Annotated in this window: 15 protein-coding genes and 1 pseudogene; all 16 read left to right on the top strand. The window is 39.6% G+C overall.

Features of this window, described 5'->3' with window-relative positions; translation table 11 throughout:
- Positions 1-18 precede the first annotated feature (18 nt).
- The 16 genes and pseudogenes from tssH (at position 19) to BM380_RS05425 (ending at position 18,081) form a co-directional block, all read left to right on the top strand.
- Positions 19-2,637 (top strand): type VI secretion system ATPase TssH, encoded by a 2,619-nt coding sequence (gene tssH / locus BM380_RS05500; protein WP_090493407.1) that lies wholly within the window; start codon positions 19-21, stop codon positions 2,635-2,637.
- Positions 2,638-2,857: 220 nt separating this feature from the next.
- The gene (locus BM380_RS05495; protein ID WP_013462973.1) at positions 2,858-3,337 is read left to right on the top strand and encodes an Hcp family type VI secretion system effector; all 480 of its coding nucleotides are present in this window, start codon (positions 2,858-2,860) and stop codon (positions 3,335-3,337) included.
- A gap of 73 nt (positions 3,338-3,410) precedes the next feature.
- Positions 3,411-5,264, top strand: coding sequence for a type VI secretion system tip protein TssI/VgrG (tssI, locus tag BM380_RS05490; protein ID WP_024602740.1), 1,854 nt, complete (start codon positions 3,411-3,413; stop codon positions 5,262-5,264).
- Entirely contained in the window at positions 5,264-5,623 is a 360-nt protein-coding gene (locus BM380_RS05485; RefSeq protein ID WP_036955207.1) for a hypothetical protein, read from the top strand. The genes tssI and BM380_RS05485 overlap by 1 nt, the downstream gene beginning before the upstream one ends.
- 38 nt (positions 5,624-5,661) lie before the next feature.
- Positions 5,662-5,952: a PAAR domain-containing protein gene (locus tag BM380_RS05480; RefSeq protein ID WP_013462976.1), complete on the top strand. Its 291-nt coding sequence runs from the start codon at positions 5,662-5,664 to the stop codon at positions 5,950-5,952.
- 2 nt (positions 5,953-5,954) lie between these two features.
- Positions 5,955-6,980 carry a hypothetical protein gene (locus tag BM380_RS05475; protein ID WP_090493405.1) on the top strand — a complete coding sequence of 342 codons (1,026 nt, stop codon included), beginning with the start codon at positions 5,955-5,957 and terminating at the stop codon, positions 6,978-6,980.
- On the top strand, positions 6,977-7,822 hold the full coding sequence (locus tag BM380_RS05470; protein ID WP_090493403.1) for a hypothetical protein: 846 nt from the start codon (positions 6,977-6,979) through the stop codon (positions 7,820-7,822). The genes BM380_RS05475 and BM380_RS05470 overlap by 4 nt, the downstream gene beginning before the upstream one ends.
- Positions 7,822-12,636 carry an RHS repeat-associated core domain-containing protein gene (locus BM380_RS05465; protein ID WP_139232426.1) on the top strand — a complete coding sequence of 1,605 codons (4,815 nt, stop codon included), beginning with the start codon at positions 7,822-7,824 and terminating at the stop codon, positions 12,634-12,636. The genes BM380_RS05470 and BM380_RS05465 overlap by 1 nt, the downstream gene beginning before the upstream one ends.
- Entirely contained in the window at positions 12,633-13,067 is a 435-nt protein-coding gene (locus BM380_RS05460; RefSeq protein WP_090493401.1) for a hypothetical protein, read from the top strand. The genes BM380_RS05465 and BM380_RS05460 overlap by 4 nt, the downstream gene beginning before the upstream one ends.
- A gap of 79 nt (positions 13,068-13,146) precedes the next feature.
- Positions 13,147-13,566: pseudogene (locus BM380_RS18410) on the top strand (transposase); the annotation flags it as partial.
- 228 nt (positions 13,567-13,794) lie between these two features.
- Positions 13,795-14,259 (top strand): DUF6795 domain-containing protein, encoded by a 465-nt coding sequence (locus BM380_RS05450; protein WP_139232425.1) that lies wholly within the window; start codon positions 13,795-13,797, stop codon positions 14,257-14,259.
- A gap of 14 nt (positions 14,260-14,273) precedes the next feature.
- Positions 14,274-15,446, top strand: a complete 1,173-nt coding sequence (locus tag BM380_RS05445; RefSeq protein ID WP_090493398.1) for a lipase family protein — start codon at positions 14,274-14,276, stop codon at positions 15,444-15,446.
- 114 nt (positions 15,447-15,560) lie between these two features.
- A complete protein-coding gene (locus tag BM380_RS05440; protein WP_090493396.1) occupies positions 15,561-16,319 on the top strand; it encodes a ChaN family lipoprotein in 759 nt (252 codons plus the stop codon).
- Positions 16,320-16,323: 4 nt separating this feature from the next.
- Entirely contained in the window at positions 16,324-16,920 is a 597-nt protein-coding gene (locus BM380_RS05435) for a hypothetical protein (protein ID WP_090493394.1), read from the top strand.
- A gap of 48 nt (positions 16,921-16,968) precedes the next feature.
- Positions 16,969-17,235: a hypothetical protein gene (locus BM380_RS05430; protein ID WP_090493392.1), complete on the top strand. Its 267-nt coding sequence runs from the start codon at positions 16,969-16,971 to the stop codon at positions 17,233-17,235.
- 60 nt (positions 17,236-17,295) lie between these two features.
- Positions 17,296-18,081, top strand: coding sequence for a hypothetical protein (locus tag BM380_RS05425; protein WP_090493390.1), 786 nt, complete (start codon positions 17,296-17,298; stop codon positions 18,079-18,081).
- Positions 18,082-18,199: the final 118 nt, after the last annotated feature.

The raw sequence follows: 18,199 nt of genomic DNA, 5'->3' as shown, positions 1-18,199 counted from the left end.
AATTAAAAGGAACAGTGTATGTCAACGATGACATTAAATAAATTAGTTGAAAAACTAAGTCCAGATTGTAGAAAAAGCTTAGAGGCAGCTGTTGCAATATGTAATAGCCGCAGCCATTTTACGGTTGAATTAGAGCATTGGTTGTTAGCTATGATTGAGCAGCAACTAGACGATGTTAGGCTCATATTCGGTTCGTTCGATATTGATATTGATCAGGTAAAGCAAGATTTAAACCAATCACTAGAGTCATTTAAAACGGGCAGTGATTCATCGCCTAGCCTATCAGTGCATGTGACTACCTTATTAAGGCAGTCATGGTTAAGTACCAGTATTGAGTTCACCGATGAGCAAATTCGTAGTGCTTACGTTATTTACACGCTCACAAAAGACGATACCTTGTCTAGTTTAGTAACGCGTTGTAGTAAGCTTTTCAATAATATAGAACCTGGACAACTGTTACACGCATGGCCTGAAATTGTTGCCCAATCGCAAGAACGTAATACCAGCACTGCAAGTGCTACAACACCTGCAAATGGTTCATCTAAAACACCAAGCTTAGATCAATTTACAGTTGATTTAACCGCTCAAGCAAAAGCGGGGAAAATAGACCCTATTCTAGGTCGTGATTTTGAAATACGTCAAATGGTTGATATTTTAACTAGACGTCGTCAAAACAACCCAATCTTAACGGGTGAAGCGGGTGTAGGTAAAACCGCTGTGGTTGAAGGACTTGCCCTAAGAATTGCCCAAAAAGACGTACCTTCAGTATTACAAAACGTTAAGTTGCACAGCCTAGATTTGGCTTTGCTTCAAGCAGGTGCGGGCATGAAAGGTGAGTTTGAAAATCGCTTAAAGTCGTTAATTAACGAAGTTAAAAACGCTGTTGATCCGGTGATTCTTTTTATAGATGAAGCTCACACTATGATTGGTAGTGGCGGACAAGCGGGTCAAAACGATGCGGCTAACTTGCTAAAACCTGCTTTAGCAAGAGGGGAATTACGTACAATTGCAGCAACAACGTGGGCTGAATATAAAAAGTTTTTTGAAAAGGATGCTGCACTAACACGTCGTTTCCAAGTGGTAAAGGTTGAAGAGCCATCGCCAGAAAAAGCGGTTGCTATGCTACGTGGTTTAGTTCCTGTTATGGAAAAGCATCATAAAGTGTTTATTTCAGAGCAAGCACTTGAAAGTGCGGTGCATCTATCGCACAGATACATTACTGCCAGGCAACTTCCCGATAAAGCAGTTGCATTGTTAGATACGGCCTGTGCTCGTGTTGCTATGAGTCAAGCATCGACACCTAATGCGATTGAGCAGTTAATGAATAGACTTAGTGAAATTGAAGCGCAAGTTTTAATGTTAAATCGTGAGCAAAAAACCGGTTTAGATCACAGCGAACAATTATCAGCACTTAAATCTGAACTAGTTGAGATTGAACAGCAACTTGAACCATTAAATGAGCAGTTCAACGTTGAAAAAGGCATCGTTGCAGAATTAAACCAAGCGCTTGAATCGATTAACACCAACGATGCAGACTCTTCTGTTGAAGTACTTGAGCAGTTAAAAGAAAGCAAGCTTAAGCTAGCCTCGTACGAACATAATATGGTGCATTGGCAAGTTGATGAAGAGTTGATTGCACAGGTTATTTCTGATTGGACTGGTATTCCTGTTGGTAAAATGCATGAAGATGAAATTCATGGCATTTTAAATTTAGCTGAGCAAATGAAACAACGCGTAGTTGGCCAAGATCATGCGCTTGAACTTATGGCTAAAGTAGTACAAACCTCCCGTGCTCAGCTTGCAGATGAAAGTCGCCCTAATGGTATATTTATGCTGGCAGGCCCAAGCGGAGTGGGTAAAACAGAGACCGCACTTTCACTAGCACAAGAAGTGTATGGCAGTGAAGATAACGTAACGGTTATCAACATGTCTGAGTTTAAAGAAGAGCATAAAGTGTCATTACTACTTGGCTCACCTCCAGGTTATGTTGGTTATGGCGAAGGCGGTATTTTAACCGAAGCAGTAAGAAGAAAACCATACAGTGTGGTGCTGCTAGATGAAATGGAAAAAGCGCATCCTGGCGTACAAGATATCTTCTATCAAGTATTCGATAAAGGCACCATAAAAGACGGTGAAGGCCGAGACATCGACTTTAAAAACACCATCATCATTATGACCTCAAATGTGGGTACTGATACCACAATGAGCTTATTTGAAGATGAAGAAAGCAAGCCAAGTATTAAAGGCTTATTAAAAGCACTACAAGATGATTTATTAGGGGCATTTAAGCCTGCATTTTTAGGACGAATTAACGTTATTCCATATATTCCGTTAAGTGATGAAATTCTTACCCAGATTGCTGCGTTGCAAATTAGTAAAATAATTAAGCGTGTTAAAAAGCACTATGATGCGCAATTAACGTATAACGATGATGTGATTGAGCACATTATTGCAAATTGTCAAAATGCCGGATCGGGTGCACGAAATATTCACACGATATTACAGAATAAAGTACTACCTCTATTGTCTGAGATCTTGCTTTCAAGCATGGTTGAAGGTGAAAAAGTAACATCTATCTCATTGTTAATTAAAGATAATGAGTTCGATGTTGAATTAACTAAAGTTAATTCAAAATAACTTGTTTTTAAGGTTGTTTCTTTAGTTTTAGGGCATTATAATTCGTGTGTCTTATATAGAAACAAGGAATTTTTGAGACATTGTCTTCATCTAGGGAAAGGAATTCTGAAGACCTTTTCATTGCTGTTTTAAAGATAATGATTTCAAGGAATTTTGGGTAACCAAAGTAAACGAATCCACATAATGGATAATATTGTTTAATAAAAAGGAGCATTATCAAATGCAAGCAAATACATATTTAAAATACGGTTCAATCAAAGGCGAAACTACTGCTGAGTCTTTCAAAGATTTAATTACAGTTTTATCTTTAGATTGGAACGTTAGCCGTGAAATTAGCGCAGCGACTGGTACGGCGATGGATCGTGAATCTAGCTCTACTCGTTTAGGCGATGTGACTATTACTAAACTTCAAGATAAAGCATCTCCGGATCTTTTCAAAGAAGCAACTATTGGTAAAGGTCTACCTGCTGTTTTCCATATCACTAAACAAGGTGATAAAGTTGAAGAAATCATGAAAATCGAACTTACAGATGCCATGATCTCTAGCTACTCAGTATCAGTTCAAAACGACCGTCCAATTGAAACAATCACTATCAGCTACACTGAAATGATGATGACTGTTACACCTACTGACGACCAAAACAACATCACTGCACCACTTGTATATGGTTACAGCGGTGTTAAAGGTCAACAAATGTAATATTTGTTACCCGATTGTAGCTCTGGGCTTTGCCCAGGGCTTTTTTTGATCTTCAGGATGGGAAAAGCAAGGAATGCAAAAAGCAACACAAGATAAAAACGTAATTCAAATTAGTACTCCTGTTGGTAAAGACGCCCTTTATTTAACACGCTTCGTTGCGCAAGAAGCCATGTCAGATTTGTTTGTTATGTCGGTCAATATGTACACCATAGGCCAACAAATTGCACATGAAGATCTGGTTGGCAAGCCTGTTTCTATCAAGGTAAAAAATGCCGAGGGTGGCGGAGAGCGTTATTATCACGGTATCGTGAGTCAGCTTGTTTCTAACGGAAGCCGTACGGCGGATGTTGATGAGCAAAAAAATTACATTGATTATCAAGCTACCATTGTGCCTTTTGCCGCTTCTATGCGTAATCGTAAAAACAGTCGCATTTTCCAAAAGAAAACAATTAAAGATATATTTGCTGATTTGTTTGGCCAACACAATGTGGCTTTTTCAGATAAAACCAGTAAAACCTACCCCAAATACGAATACTGTGTGCAATACCAAGAGTCAGATTTTGACTTTATCCAACGCTTATTACAAAGCGAGGGGATTTTTTACTTCTTTGAGCATACAAAAAGTAACCATACATTAGTTTTAGCAGATGATATTACCGCATATGAAATGTGTGGTGAGGCTAAAGTTGTTCATTCAACTGGCCATTTAAGTGAGTCTCATGTTTCGCGTTGGCAGGGCGGATTAAGCTTAGCGCCAGGTAGTTTCAAACGTTTGGGCTACGATTTTAAACAGCCATCACGTTACCCTGATGCAGAGCAAGCAAACGCAGAATTACCGACCCAATCGGTATCAGAAATTTTTGAATATACAGCTGAAGCAGAGTGTCATCCCCGCGCGGCTAATTTGGCATCAGTTCAACTAGAGTCACTGCAAAGAGACATGAAGCTCTCGAGCGGTCGCAGTGACTGCCGCTCATTCTCTGTTGGTAAACTGTTTAGTTTCAAAAAACATGAAGACCCACGCCTTGAAGGTAAAACCTTTGCTATCACCTCGATGATGACGTCGATTGTGGTACCAAACCAATCAGGCGCTGCACAAGCATCGAGTGAAGAAGTGTATTCTAACCACTTTGAATGTGTGCCAAAAGACATTCCATACAGAGCGCAAGTGAGCAAAAAGAAACCGGTTATCAACGGCGTACAAACAGCCATAGTAACGGGTGATAGCGCCGATGAAATTATGATTGACCAATATGGCCGCGTTAAGGTGCAATTTGATTGGGATCGTGAAGGTAAAAAAGACTCTAAAAGTTCATGCTGGATCCGAGTTGCACAAAATTGGGCTGGCAAAAAGTGGGGCGCCTTTTTCTTTCCCCGCGTAGGTCAAGAAGTTCTGGTTGATTTTATTAATGGCGACCCAGATCAACCTATTATAAGCGGTGCTGTTTATAATGCAGACCTAATGCCTCCGTACGCATTACCTGGTGAAAAAACGCAAAGTGGTATTAAGACTCGCTCAACTAAAGAAGGTGGAGCAGATAACTTTAATGAGCTGCGCTTTGAGGATAAAAAAGGCAGCGAGCTTGTGTATATGCAAGCCGAAAAAGATAAACAGCTTTACGTTAAAAACGATCAAAACGAAAAAATAGATAACGACCGTAATGTTGAAATCCTCAATAACGATAATCTCAAAGTCACAGCTAACCGTGTTGCTGAAATGGGTGAAAATGACACCTTAAAAGTCGGTAAAACACTTAATATTGAAGCGGGTGACGAAATAGTGATAAAAACAGGCTCTGCGCAAATTAAAATGAGCAGTAGTGGTAATATTACTATTGAAGGTACAAACATTGATATTAAAGGCAGTAATGTAAAAGTAGATGGCAGTGCCATTACCCTATCTGCTGGTGTAATTAAGTTAAATTAATGATGGAAATAGTCAATAATTTTCAATCAGGGTTTAGAAACGGCATTGCAAATAACGGGCACGTTGTTTACTGCCGTTATGGTTTACCGCATTTAGTGTGTTTACCGATAAACAGGCCAGATGATCCATTACTAAGCCCAGCTTTAAGTCATTTAAAAGCCATGAATGGCTATTATGCACAGCAGTTTTTTATTCATTTAAGTGATGCACTTAATAGTGAAAATGTAATTTCAAACTTATATCAATATGCAACTCAAAGCGCTGTGGCACTTGCTGATCACAGTAAAGATGAGTTAATTGAAGAAATTTCGCTACTGGTAACCAGTAACAAGCTATTAGTTATCCCGCTTTATGAATAGTATTTCATAAACCAACAAAGACACGACAAGGAGTCAAAATGGGTAAACCCGCTGCTACAATTGGTCATATGCATGTATGCCCTAAAGTGACCGCTAAAGTTCCACATGTGGGTGGACCTATAGTTGCTGGCTCTGGCAATGTATTAATAGGTGGCATGCCCGCTGCCCGCAAAGGCGATATGATAGTGTGTGTTGGACCGCCAGACAGTGTGAAAACAGGCTCGGGTAGTGTTCAAATTAATGGTAAACCTGCCGCCAGAATGGGCGATGATAGTGGCCACGGCGGAAAAATCGTTGTGGGCAACCCAACTGTTTTAATTGGTGGCTAACTTTGCTAGCGACCTATTTAAGTGATCATCAAGCACAATTACTACAAATTAGTAATGCTCAGTTGTGCCCGTTTACGTGTGTAGGTCATGTTCGCTATTTAAGAAAAACGCTATTAGAAAGCTGTTGGTTAACGGCAAAAAATAATAATCAAAAAAATAACTTTGAATTGCCCACCACTGAGCAACTAGTCGAAATAATAACTAACACCAAAAACGATGAATTAGTTGCCCAAGCATGTATTGAAGTCATGGCTAACTTGCCACAAAATAAAAATATTATATTTATAAATGAATTACTTAACGAGCCAGCGCTGAGTGCCTTTTTTAAAATCATTATAAATAAAGTCGTTATTCAACAGCATAGCTTTAACTTAATTCGGCTATTAAATTTAAACACCTTGTTTTTTGCTTACAGTGCTGATGATGAAATTCCCCCGCAAACCCTGGTTACTATAAATCAAATTACCAGCCTTGCGCAGCACCACGATAGACAGATATTAACGGCTATTTTTGATGCATTAAGTGAGCAAGCCCATCTATCACCCTTAATGTCGTTATTTTTGTTGTCATTAAATTTTGAGCAAGTAAACAGCTTAAGTAATCATGCCAGTAATACCTTATCGGTTGATCAAACACTGCATATTTTATTACAAAGCGGTTTTGTAAAACTGATTGTTTTAGCCAATTCTTTATTACAACAGGTAGAGCAACCCGCGTTAATTATTGCGCTAATAAGACGCATGTTAGGTGATAAACTCGATCAGTTAGTGGAGTACGATATCCAGCGACTCGCTTGGCAAGGTGATGAAAGCGCGCTATTAGAGTTTCAGCAGCAGTTAAAACATAACTGGTCTAAATATGAATCCGCCATGTCGAGTTTACGACTGATTGCAGGGCACCCTCTTGATGAAGTGCCTAATGCCATTTATTTATCGGCCATGGATAGCTATAGCCAAGGGGTGTTTAATTTATATCGCTATTATCAACATCTCGCTGCCAATAAAACTCAGGACGAGGTGGCATCATGAGTGCATTTTCAATCGAGATGACATGCTTTTCTGTCCCAAATATTAGCAGCGTAGACACATTATTATTTGACGATAACAGTGCTGTTTTTAATGAGTTGCAATGGCAGTCTTGGGATGCATGTGTTTACGATTGCATAATTAAATCTAAAGAATTAATGGCAGAAGTCACCGACAGCACATTGCCGATGATTTGGTTACTACCGGCATTATCATTTCAAGATGAGCTAAAACAGTTATTAGCTCAAAGCTTACAACAGTTATACCCCGATCATAGCAGTGAGCTGATTTTTCATGGAACAACAGGTGCACACTCTGCTATAGCTTTGGCTGGTGAAAAAAAATGGCAAAAATTTAATGTAATTGCTTTAGATGCAACTTTTAAAGCAAATAAACAGCAACAGTTTGTATATCAAGGTGTAGGTGGTGCGTTGGCTGTAGTTGAAATGGTGCCTTGCGGGTGGTCGCAGGTAAGCCATGAGATTGCAGCATCTATTGATTTTAGCAAACATAATCAGCTAGCAGGTATGCTTACGCGATTAGCTGAACAAACAGAGAATAAGATTGATCTAATTTTTGCACCGGGAAATGGGGTAGATGATGATAGTTGGCTAAACAATTTACAGCTACTTACTAGCTTAATTGATGAGCACACATATTACGAACTACCCAATTATAAATTAGGGAAAATAGGCGCACTAGAAGGGTTAGTTAATTTGTACCAATTAACCACAAGCCCTGCAATTGTTGAGCATTTTAGTTATGCATTAATGCTTTCACAGGAGCAAGCTAAGCATCAAGGTGCAGCATCATACTTATGGATAAGTGAGGAAGTAGACAGCTAATGCAAAGTAATACCGTTGTTTTACAAGGAATAAGTTACCCAATTTGCCTCGTCGCTGGTAAAGGTTCTGCGCCGTCGGGCTTTGTTGCTGTAGCAGCTAACACGCCTGAAAGTGCCAAAAATCAAATTGCGCAAATAGGCAGTGCGCTTACTAGCGACGCCGCTAAACGTTTAGACGTTATTAACTTGCTTAACCTTGCAGGAGTGAGCTGTTCGCGCGGTGCGTCAGCCCGTGAAACCGCGAGTGTATTAACCCAAGCTTTGGTTGCAGATAAAATTAGTTGTTATCACCAAAAAGCTAAGTCGGCTATTCAAGTAAGCGATAACACTAATAGCGGCGCAGCAGGTAAAAAGCCAAGTAGTAAGAGCAGTTCAACAGCCTCAGGTAAAAGTGCCTCTCAAGCGCCGGCTAAAAACAGTGGCGGTGCAAGTAATAATACCCCTAGTGAAGAACCTATCACCAAGCAAGAATGTCGTTCTGATCCGGTTTCTATGCTCTCAGGTGAAGAAATACTGCCGCTTATTGATTTCACCCTAGCAGGGAGTAAACAATTAATTTGGCGACGCCTATACCGTTCATCGCATGCGGATGTTTGTAGTGTAATGGGTAATGGTTGGCGACATGACTTTATGGTGCAGTTAACTGAGCATTACTTACCGCCACCTAAGGTAGGCCCAAAACAAAAAGGCACCTACTGGTTAGAATACCAAGATGAGCATGGCGCTAAACACCGCTTTGAAAAAGTAAAACCGGGGCAATCGAGCTATCAGCTAAGCAGTAATTTGGCGTTGCATTACCAAACTAATGGTAAGCAAGTATTGGTAACCCCAGATGATCAGCATCTTACGTTTAAAGCTGGCGAAAACTCATGGTTGCTCGAAAAAGTTATTAACGAAAAAGGCCAAAGTATTGGTTTTTATTACGATGCGAAAGAGCGCTTGCATCGCGTTGAGGTAAATAAAGCGCGTGGCTGTATTTTAAAATATAACCCGCAAGGGTTGCTGGCAAACATTTCGGCTTATCGTACAGGTGATAACAACAAGCCAGTATTACTAACGCCGTTACTTGCGCAATATGATTATGATGAAAACAAAAACCTCGTTCGCGCGACCAATCAACAAGGTGAAACAGAGCATTATGGCTATAACGCCGCTAACTTATTAACTAAGCGTACCCGTGCCAGTGGTTTTAGCCATCATTTTGAATGGGACAGTTACTCATCGAGTGCTAAGTGTATAAAACAGTGGGGCGATAACAACACCTATACGTATCAGTTTGAATATAATTTAGACGCTGGTGAAACAACCTGTATAGACTCGCGTGGGCATAAAGAACACTTTGTACATAACGCGCAAGGTAAGTTAGTTAAGCATACCGACCCAAATGGTAATGTGTGGCAATATAGCTATAACGCACAAGGTCAAAAAGTTACTGAAATAAAGCCAGATAGCAGTGAAATAAAGTACAGCTATACCCCTTACGGTCAGTTAGAATCAATAACGCAGCCAGATGGCAGTGTCACTAAATTTGCTTACAATCAATTGGGTCAGCGTGTATTAACCACCTTGCCTGATGGTCAAACAATAACCCGTAAATACAGCGTGGCGGGTTTGCTGCAAAGTGAAACCTTTGGCGACGGTCGCACCGTACTTTACAGCTATGACAAATTTGGCCAATTAACCCAACACATAAATAAAGATGGTCAGGTCACTAAATTTGTATGGAACGAGCAAGGTGAGCTATTAGCAAAACACTATAACGATGAGCTTATTCGTTACAGTTACGACAGTTTAGGCCGTGTAAATGCCACCATTAATAACGCAGGTTTGTTGACTCAATATAAATACAATGAGCACGGTCAGCTTGCGCAAACTATTGCCTTTGACGAAAAAGACCCTGAAAACAAACAGCATCAACATTTTAGTTACGATGATGCAGGGCGGTTAATTAGCTCGCAAAACAGTAAGGGTGATACCACCGAGCAACACTTTGAAGGGCTAAGCCAGCCACATTGTGTTATTCAGCCCGATGGCAGCGCACTGCATTTAACTTACGACAAAGAGCGCAATCTAACCGCTATCGAACGTAGCGACGGCCATGTATACCGCATAAGTTATGACGCTAACGAAAACCCAACGCAAGTAACTGGATTTGACGGTACGCTACAGCAATATAAATACGATGCTTGCAACCGCTTAACCTCGGTTACACAAAGTGACAAACGCCATGTGAAAATAGAGCGCGATAAATTAGGCCGCGTGATTGCGCAGCATGCAAGTTTGGCAACCGATACTCACATCGTTAATAACGCCAATTACTACAACTATAACCTGCAAGGTAAAATTACTCGTGCGCACAATGCACAATCAACCTTAAAGCAGCAGTTTGATAAAGGTGGGCGGTTACTGCGTGCTGAGCAAGTACATAATCAGCAACAAGTGCACACCTTAAAATACAGTTACGACGACTATGGCAGAAGGCAATCACTGACCTTGCCAGATTCAAGTACGCTTAAATATAGCTACAATAAATTCGGCCAGCTAAGTGCTATTCACTTACAGCAAGCCAATAGCACGGCTGTTGAACTTGCAGCGCTTAGCTATGACAGTCAAGGCAATATTCAAACGCAAAAGTTTGGTAATGACGTAACCCTTATCCAACAATTTGACGTATTTAACCGCTTAACACAGCAGCAGTTAACCCATCCTGCGCAAGCACTATTTGATACCTGTAAGTACAATTACGACAGCGTAAATCAGTTGATTGCGCGTAAAGAGGAAGGTGTTAGCAGCCACAATATTAATTTTGAGTACAACAGCCTTGGCCAGTTAATTCAGCAAAATCTAGCCAGTGGTGAGAACACAAAAACTACCCAATACCAGTGGGATAGTTTCGGTAACCCAGTTAGCCAGTCAAAAATTAAAAATAACGAGTTAGCCGAGCAGCAAACTACTCAGCACAATGATGAGAGCGATGCTATCAATAAGGTTGAAAGCAACCAGTCAGCTAATACACCTAGTGTAATTCAAAGTGAGTATAGTGACTCAAAGTCAGCAACGCTTGCTAGTGACCTAAGCGAAGATGATAGGGTTATTAAAGGCACCACGGACGCTGACCGTTTAATCCATTTCGGGGATAGCGACTTTCATTATGATGAATTCGGTAACCAAATACGCGAAACCGGTAAAGGTATAAAAACCCGCCGCGAATACAATGCATTTAATCAGCTAAGTTGCTTTAACAACAACGGCACGCTTACCCAATACGACTACGACCCACTCGGGCGCCGCATTGCCAAGCATACCGAGCAGGGTAAAATAGACTACATTTGGGATAACGACCAGCTAATTGGCGAATACCAACACGGTGAATATACCTGGTATATCAACCTACCAAATCAATTTCACCCGGTCGCGCTAATTAAACAAGGTGAGGTGTACTACTACCACCTAGACCAACTGAATACTCCATGTTTTGTAACCAACAACAAAGCAGAAGTAGTGTGGGAAAATCAAGCCGATGTGTATGGTTATGAAGAGCTAAAGCAAGAGCATGAAGCGGATACTAAGAACAGCTTTACTCAGCCAATCCGTTTTCAAGGGCAATATTTAGATATCGAGAGTGGGCTACATTACAACCGTTATCGCTACTACAGCCCCAAACAACAACGCTTTATAAACCAAGACCCAATTGGCTTAGTGGGTGGCATAAATCATTACCAATATGCGCCGAACCCGGTGAATTGGGTGGACCCGTTTGGGTTAATGTGTAAAGAAGGACAGGCAAAGGTTAAGGTTGCACTTGATGCAAAGCCAGAGATTTCAGGTGACCTTAGAAGCCAAATAGAAAATATTTGTAAACAAGAGCAATCAGGGTGCACCGCTGATGAGATGGTTGAGCAGATTAATGCTTTTGATGCAGTTACAGGTGGGCTTGATCTATTTGTTTCTGGATTATTAAACTCAGTAGTTGATGTTGTAGCTGGTGGTGCAGGTATTGTCACTCTCGCTATGTCAGGAGGTGATATAGATGCAGCGGTTCATACCATAGAAAGTGTACAATCCAATCAAATAGGCCCATTTACTGATGCAGGGCAAGCCGTATCAGAGAAGTTAGCTCCGATCGTGCAAGAGTATTATGAAGACAATATGGCAGCGCTTGGTGATGCGACGCTTGAGGCGACAGGTTCACCAGCACTTGCTACAATGGCGCATAAATCTGTTGAAATTGCTGCTACCTTAGCTGGCGGTAAGACTGTTTTGAATGGGACTAAAGGTGCTAAAAATGCATTAAAAGCTTCAAATAACGAACCGAATATTATTTCTGGTAGTGGCTCTGATGTGCATATGGATGGACATAAAATATATGATTCAAATTTCCCCGCATTAAGTACAAATCCAAGTGCGCAATATCGCTTTTCTGACCCTACGTATCGCCCAACTGGTGAAGATGTTTACTTTGGTGAAAATGTTGTTACCTCATATGTAGAAGTCCGTAAAAATTTAGATGGGAAGTCTCTGTTTGTTGGTGATGTGCGAGTGGATAATATTTTGGATTTGACAGATCCGAATGTGCTTAAAAAAATGAGTATTGACCCAGCTAAATTGGCTGCGAAAGTCGATAATCCTGTTCAGCAGAAAACAATATACGGTTATACAAATCAGATTTCCAACCAAGCATTCGACGCCGGTTATAATGGAATTTTGTATCCAAGTAGTAGAAAGAACGGAAATAATCGAGCAATTACTTTGTTTGGTGGTCGCTATGACTCTGATGCAATAACGTTAATTTTAGATAGGAAAATAAGCCCATGAGCAATTTAATTTTACGGGGTGCAGATGAACTTGGTATTCAGCCTGCTAAAGTCAAGGGCATGGAACAGCATGGATTATGCTATTTCACTTGGCATGATAGTGAAGTAGTTGGGGGGCAATGTTCCTGTTGTAATACAATCGTCTGGGCTACGGCCAGAACTAACGCTATATTGGCAGAGGTTAAGCCAAACTCAGTTCCAGATAGCGGGAGTGAATATAGGAAGTACTACAAGGGTAAACTTGACCGATTTTTGTTAAGTTTACCTGAGTGCCCTTCTTGTAGCGAAGCAAAGTATGATCGCTTCATCAATAATGTATCTTTCCCGCGCTTTCCTGATGGAACAGATTTTGATGATAGCGAAGAGGGTATCGAGTTAATTAATATACCTCCGAATAGTTTAAAGGTTTGGTGGCTTAAAGAAAGTACTTAGATTCGTTCTGAAAATAAACTAGAAACTAAGAAAATAAACTAGACACCAATCTTAATTTTATACAAAGTACTACCGCTGAATATCACGTTGCGTGCGCCGTGCATTTTAATGTGGAGAGACCACTTTACTGGTCAATCTTACGAGCATCGTAGAGGGTGGGTTGAAGACAAGCTGCTTGAATTAGCTAAGGTATTTTGTATTGGCTTAGTGCTTATGCCGTAGTTAGTAATTACACTCACTTAGTACTGTGTAAATGGATAAAAGCTAATAGGTTAAATGACAAAGCTACAATTATCAGATGAGATAAGCTGTGTAAAGGCACTGCACTTACGCAAAAGGTCATCCAAGGTGAAAAGCTAAGTAAAGTTAAGTCTATTTTTTAATCGAACGGTCAAACAATATCTAGAGCGTTTAGCTAGTATCAGCTGGTTTATGCGCTTGTTAAATGAAGACATAGCCACAGAGCAAATAAGAAGGTAACTGTAAAGGTCGCTTTTGGTAGGGCCAATTAAAGTCTCAGGAACTATTGGATGAAGCTGTACTAGCTGCGTGTATATACTTGAAGCCCAATCAGGACAGATTAACATGATATGGCTAATGAGGTAACGGTTGAAAGTGATTCACTTCCACGTTTTTTAATTAATGGTACTTATTTTAAATAATTAGAAATATAGGTAAGGAGGCCCAAACCACTATGTTTGGTTTAATAAAGAAATATGATGTACATATGTGCTCTGAAGTTAAAGGGATTATTACTTTAAACGGCAATCCCGTTGAAGGTGTTTTAATTAATCGCAGCCTCAAATTTGCACATAAAATTGAAAAAGAAGATCAGGTTATTACAGCTTCCGATGGCATGTTTTATATGCCAGAAGTTGTAGTTGAGTCAAAAATACCCGGTGATATGTTCTCGCATGAAGTTACTTATCAACTTATTACTGCAATTCATGGCGGTGAAGAATATGAACTTTGGAATAGTGAGCTACGTGGTATTGATGAGCCTGATGAGTATAAACAAAAGCTAAGCAGTCTAAACGCTGACTTGGTATCACCTAATGTGGATTTTATATTTCCTAACCATGCTCATGAAAATTTAGATTTTTATGGCTCGACTATTTGTAGATGGAAAAGTGACTTTGAAATCTATGAAACTGAAGACGATGATACGGATTACTTTAAAGATTTTAAATAATAAAAGGATTTTACATGAAAATTTTATCTCCTAGCATAGCGGCACAACTGGCTGATTTTGCGTACAAAAGCATCGCGGTTTCGGCGGCTGGTGATCAGTCAAAAAAAATAAAGTCGAATCCAATTATTAGTAAGCACTTTGCATTTGATTCAAAAACATCAACACTAACAGGTGTAAGTGGCACAACAGCAGAGCATGTATTGAACCAATCTACTGGTTTTGGCTTTTTTGGTGTAGGCAAAGGTACCGGTAACCATGCGGGCGAGATTGTTATAGCAATACGGGGTACTGCAGGGCTTGCTGATGCGTTAACAGATTTACACTGTGGTGTTACCGTTGGCCCAAACTGGACACCGGTGCATTCTGGATTTAATCGTACTTTTGAAACTATTAAACCGCAACTAGCAGCAATATTGAGTAAGGCAGGTGGGCGCCCTGTTCACTGTATTGGCCATAGCCTTGGTGGTGCTTTAGCAACGTTAGCAGCTAATTGGATTAAAGCTCAATATAAGGTGCCTGTAAAACTTTATACTTTTGGATCTCCAAGGGTGGGTCTTAACCCTTTCGCAATTAAAACAGAGACAAGATTAGATGGCATTTATAGGGCTGTTCATCGTAGCGACCCTGTAGCTATGGTTCCTGTTTGGCCGTTTGTACATGCGGGGAGCGAATATAGGCTAAGTACGTGTGTTTCATTAACGGGTGCGGCGCATAAAATGGCAGGTAATGCGCCAGGTTATATTAATACTGCAGCTAGTTACCCTGACTATAAAAGTATGCAGAAAGGCTCTATATCTAATCTAACGATGACACGTCTGAAGTACTATAACCGCCATCATGCTTCTTTTAATGCACATTGGTCTGAAAAAATCACGAGTGCCCTTATCACTTTATTACGTGAGAGCGGTAAGTTAGCAAGTATTATGGGTCAAATAGGCACATCAGGTGTTTTAACTATTTATGATTTATTAGCTCGGTCAATTGTCGAAATTTCACAAATGTCAACTAAGTTTGCTGAAGACAGTAAAGGGCTAATTGGGCATATACTCAACTTCGTAGGAAAGCCATTTGTTGCTGTTGATATAACTTACGCAGGGGTAAAAAAAGCTTTAACTTGGATGTTAGAAAAACTTAAAACACTAGTAATTGCTGCGGTAAAAGTTTCACCTCATATCGCCTTTGGCTAGTAATTAAATTAAGGCTCAGGTAGCTACTGAGCCCATTCTCGTAAAAGTGGTTAGCCATTAGTATTTAGATAAGTACTAAGCTGCCCTATAAACTCTCAAATATAAGGAAATATAATGAATAAAATAAACACGGATGTAAATTACAGAACAATGGCCGGCAATGCGCGATTAGTTATTATTGCCGAGTCGAGCCATAACCCAGTATCTTATAAATATGAGGCTATAAAAGCCTTAAAACAGCTCAAGGCGGCTGGTTTTACTCATTTTGCAATGGAAATGCTACCTACAAGAATAAAAGACAAAATAGATTTTTATCAGCGTACTGGTAAGGGGTTTGACGTAATCAAGCAGCACTTTAAATCAAAATGGAATTGGACTAATGCTTCAAGTACAGGATATGGGGAGTTAGTAAAAGCGGCTAATTCTCTCGGGATGAAAATTGTTCCTTTAGATATGCCTATTGAAATGATGGATGAGATTGACGAGCGTTGTAATTGGGAGCAAGCAGACACCGGTTCATGTACTGACTCTCATATCGAACGAAACCATATGTGGGCAGATATTTTAAGTAAAAATTTAAAGTTAGAAGAAGGCTCTCGAATTGTTGCATTTATGCATAGGTATCATGCGTTTCATGCTGGCAATAAGCATATTGGAATTGACTCTATTATGTTGAATTCAAAAGTTAGTCGTATCAGTATCATAGAGTACATCGGTGGAGCTACCTGTATTGACAATGGTGTTTGTAAGGGGGAGGCTGATGTCGAAAAACCATTAAGGGAAACTTATTTTTATAGGAAAGGAACGTATATACCTTCGCCTTTACCTTCTTACACAGTTCATATTCCTGAAAAAGCCATTTTAAGGAAATGATGATATGGCTAAAATTTTATTATTATTGATTCTTATAGCGCCTTCCATTCATGCAGCTGGCCCTCGATGGGATAATTCAATAGATATAAATGCTCCAGATTTGACTGTATCAGCTGCCGCAGAGCAGTGCCATAAAAGCTTAATTAACGCGCCTGAGTATCTCGAAGAGTGGTGTGAAAAAGCCTATGAAATGGGATACTGGAAGGCACTGGTTACACTAAGCCTTCATAATGGAGATGGAACTCGATTATTAAAGGAGGCCAAAAAGCGGGTTGCGGCAAAAGAGCCAAAAGCTTATTCAACTTTAGCTTGGTTATATGGCAGTGGTATGTTTGTGGAGCAAGATATTAATTATGCTATTTCCCTTTACAAAGAATTTTTAGCATTAGATGCAGAATTGCCAAATTCGTTAGTTGCGGCTGCGCACTTTAAGTTAGCAAACTTATATGAATCGCAGCAGAATTGGCTTGCAGTAAATGAGCATGCACAATATGTTATTGACCACAGCCCTTTAGCTTATGATAAAGAACGAGCTGTTGATTTGTTAGAGTTAGCTAAAAAAGAAATTTTGATTAAGAATAAATCATTGAATAAAAACTGATACAAAAAGGAGCTATAAACGCTAAATTTAAGGCGCTATAGAATTATTATGGAACAACAAAACCAACACACACTAACCAACCTTGTATACGATATTTACGAGGATCCAACCAAAATTGAAGAGCATCAAGAGCTTATTCAACCACTATTGAGCGATTTAGTTGCAACTGCCCCTGCGGGTTTTGAAGGCATGGCGACGATGATTAATACTCACATATCAAACGGGTTTAAGTTTAAAAACCCTAAAATACAAAAGTTTGAGCTTGAGTCAGGCTTATTAAAGCTTAAAACCTACCTGCAAAAAATAAACCTTTAATTAGTTTCGTAATTGCCAATACTCTCGGCGAAGTGTGTTGGCTGTAATCAAGGATGATAAATGACTCTTATAAACACCTGCATTTTAATGCTGTTTTTACAGCCATTATTTGTTTATTTAGCACTTTTTAAACAGTCAAAATATAGCGTTGAGCCAAAAAGCTCGTTAGATAATGAAGATTCAATGTTTTTATTTATCGCCCCTGGCTTATCGGTTTTTTACCTTGATCAGTTTTGGGTCGCGCTGCTTTATTTAGGTAGTGTGTGCTTATTGGGTGTATTGCTAGCTAAAATTGTAGAAAGCAAAGCAAACAAGCGATTAACCAGAGATGACTCAATAGGGTTTATGGTCGCCAGTTTTATCTTTTTTGGAATGATAAAATTAATTATTGTCGCGGTAGCGTATTTTTTTACCGATGACGCTTCAAGCGCGATAACAGAAAATTTAAGCCCAGCTAAAGAGCCCTCATTGACGATTAGCCAAATGTTTAGTGTGGATTATTTATACAGCCAATTTAAACCTACGGTTTATTTTTTAGCATTAATGGTAGTGACCTTAGTGCTCAAAATTATTGAGTACAAGTTTTCTTTGAAAGAGGCGCTTTCAGGCATACTTATTATGCTAAGCGCTATATTAGTCGGTATTTCCCCACTATTTGGCGAAGCTTATATATTAGGCTTAATTGCAAACTTTTTCATCTTTTTTATAGTGTGCTCTACATGTATTGAAATAGACAAAATAGGGGATGCATCGGGTGGCGCTATTGCTATTTTGTATGGCTATATATTAATGATGGGACTCGGGTTTAGCATTATATGTAAGCTTGTTTATGAAGTGTTTTTTTAGTGAAATATTGATTGTTTTTTACTCTAAATGCTTGCAGTGCGCTTTGTACCCAATTAGAATAAATTTTAGTTGGAATGGCAATTTCATTAACGCTGATAGTTAAGAGTTTAAAACGTCA

Source organism: Pseudoalteromonas sp. DSM 26666 (assembly GCF_900116475.1).
GTDB classification, from domain to species: domain Bacteria; phylum Pseudomonadota; class Gammaproteobacteria; order Enterobacterales; family Alteromonadaceae; genus Pseudoalteromonas; species Pseudoalteromonas tetraodonis.
The sequence above is the reverse complement of the archived record's forward strand: the minus strand, read 5'-3'. Positions and strand labels throughout refer to the sequence as shown.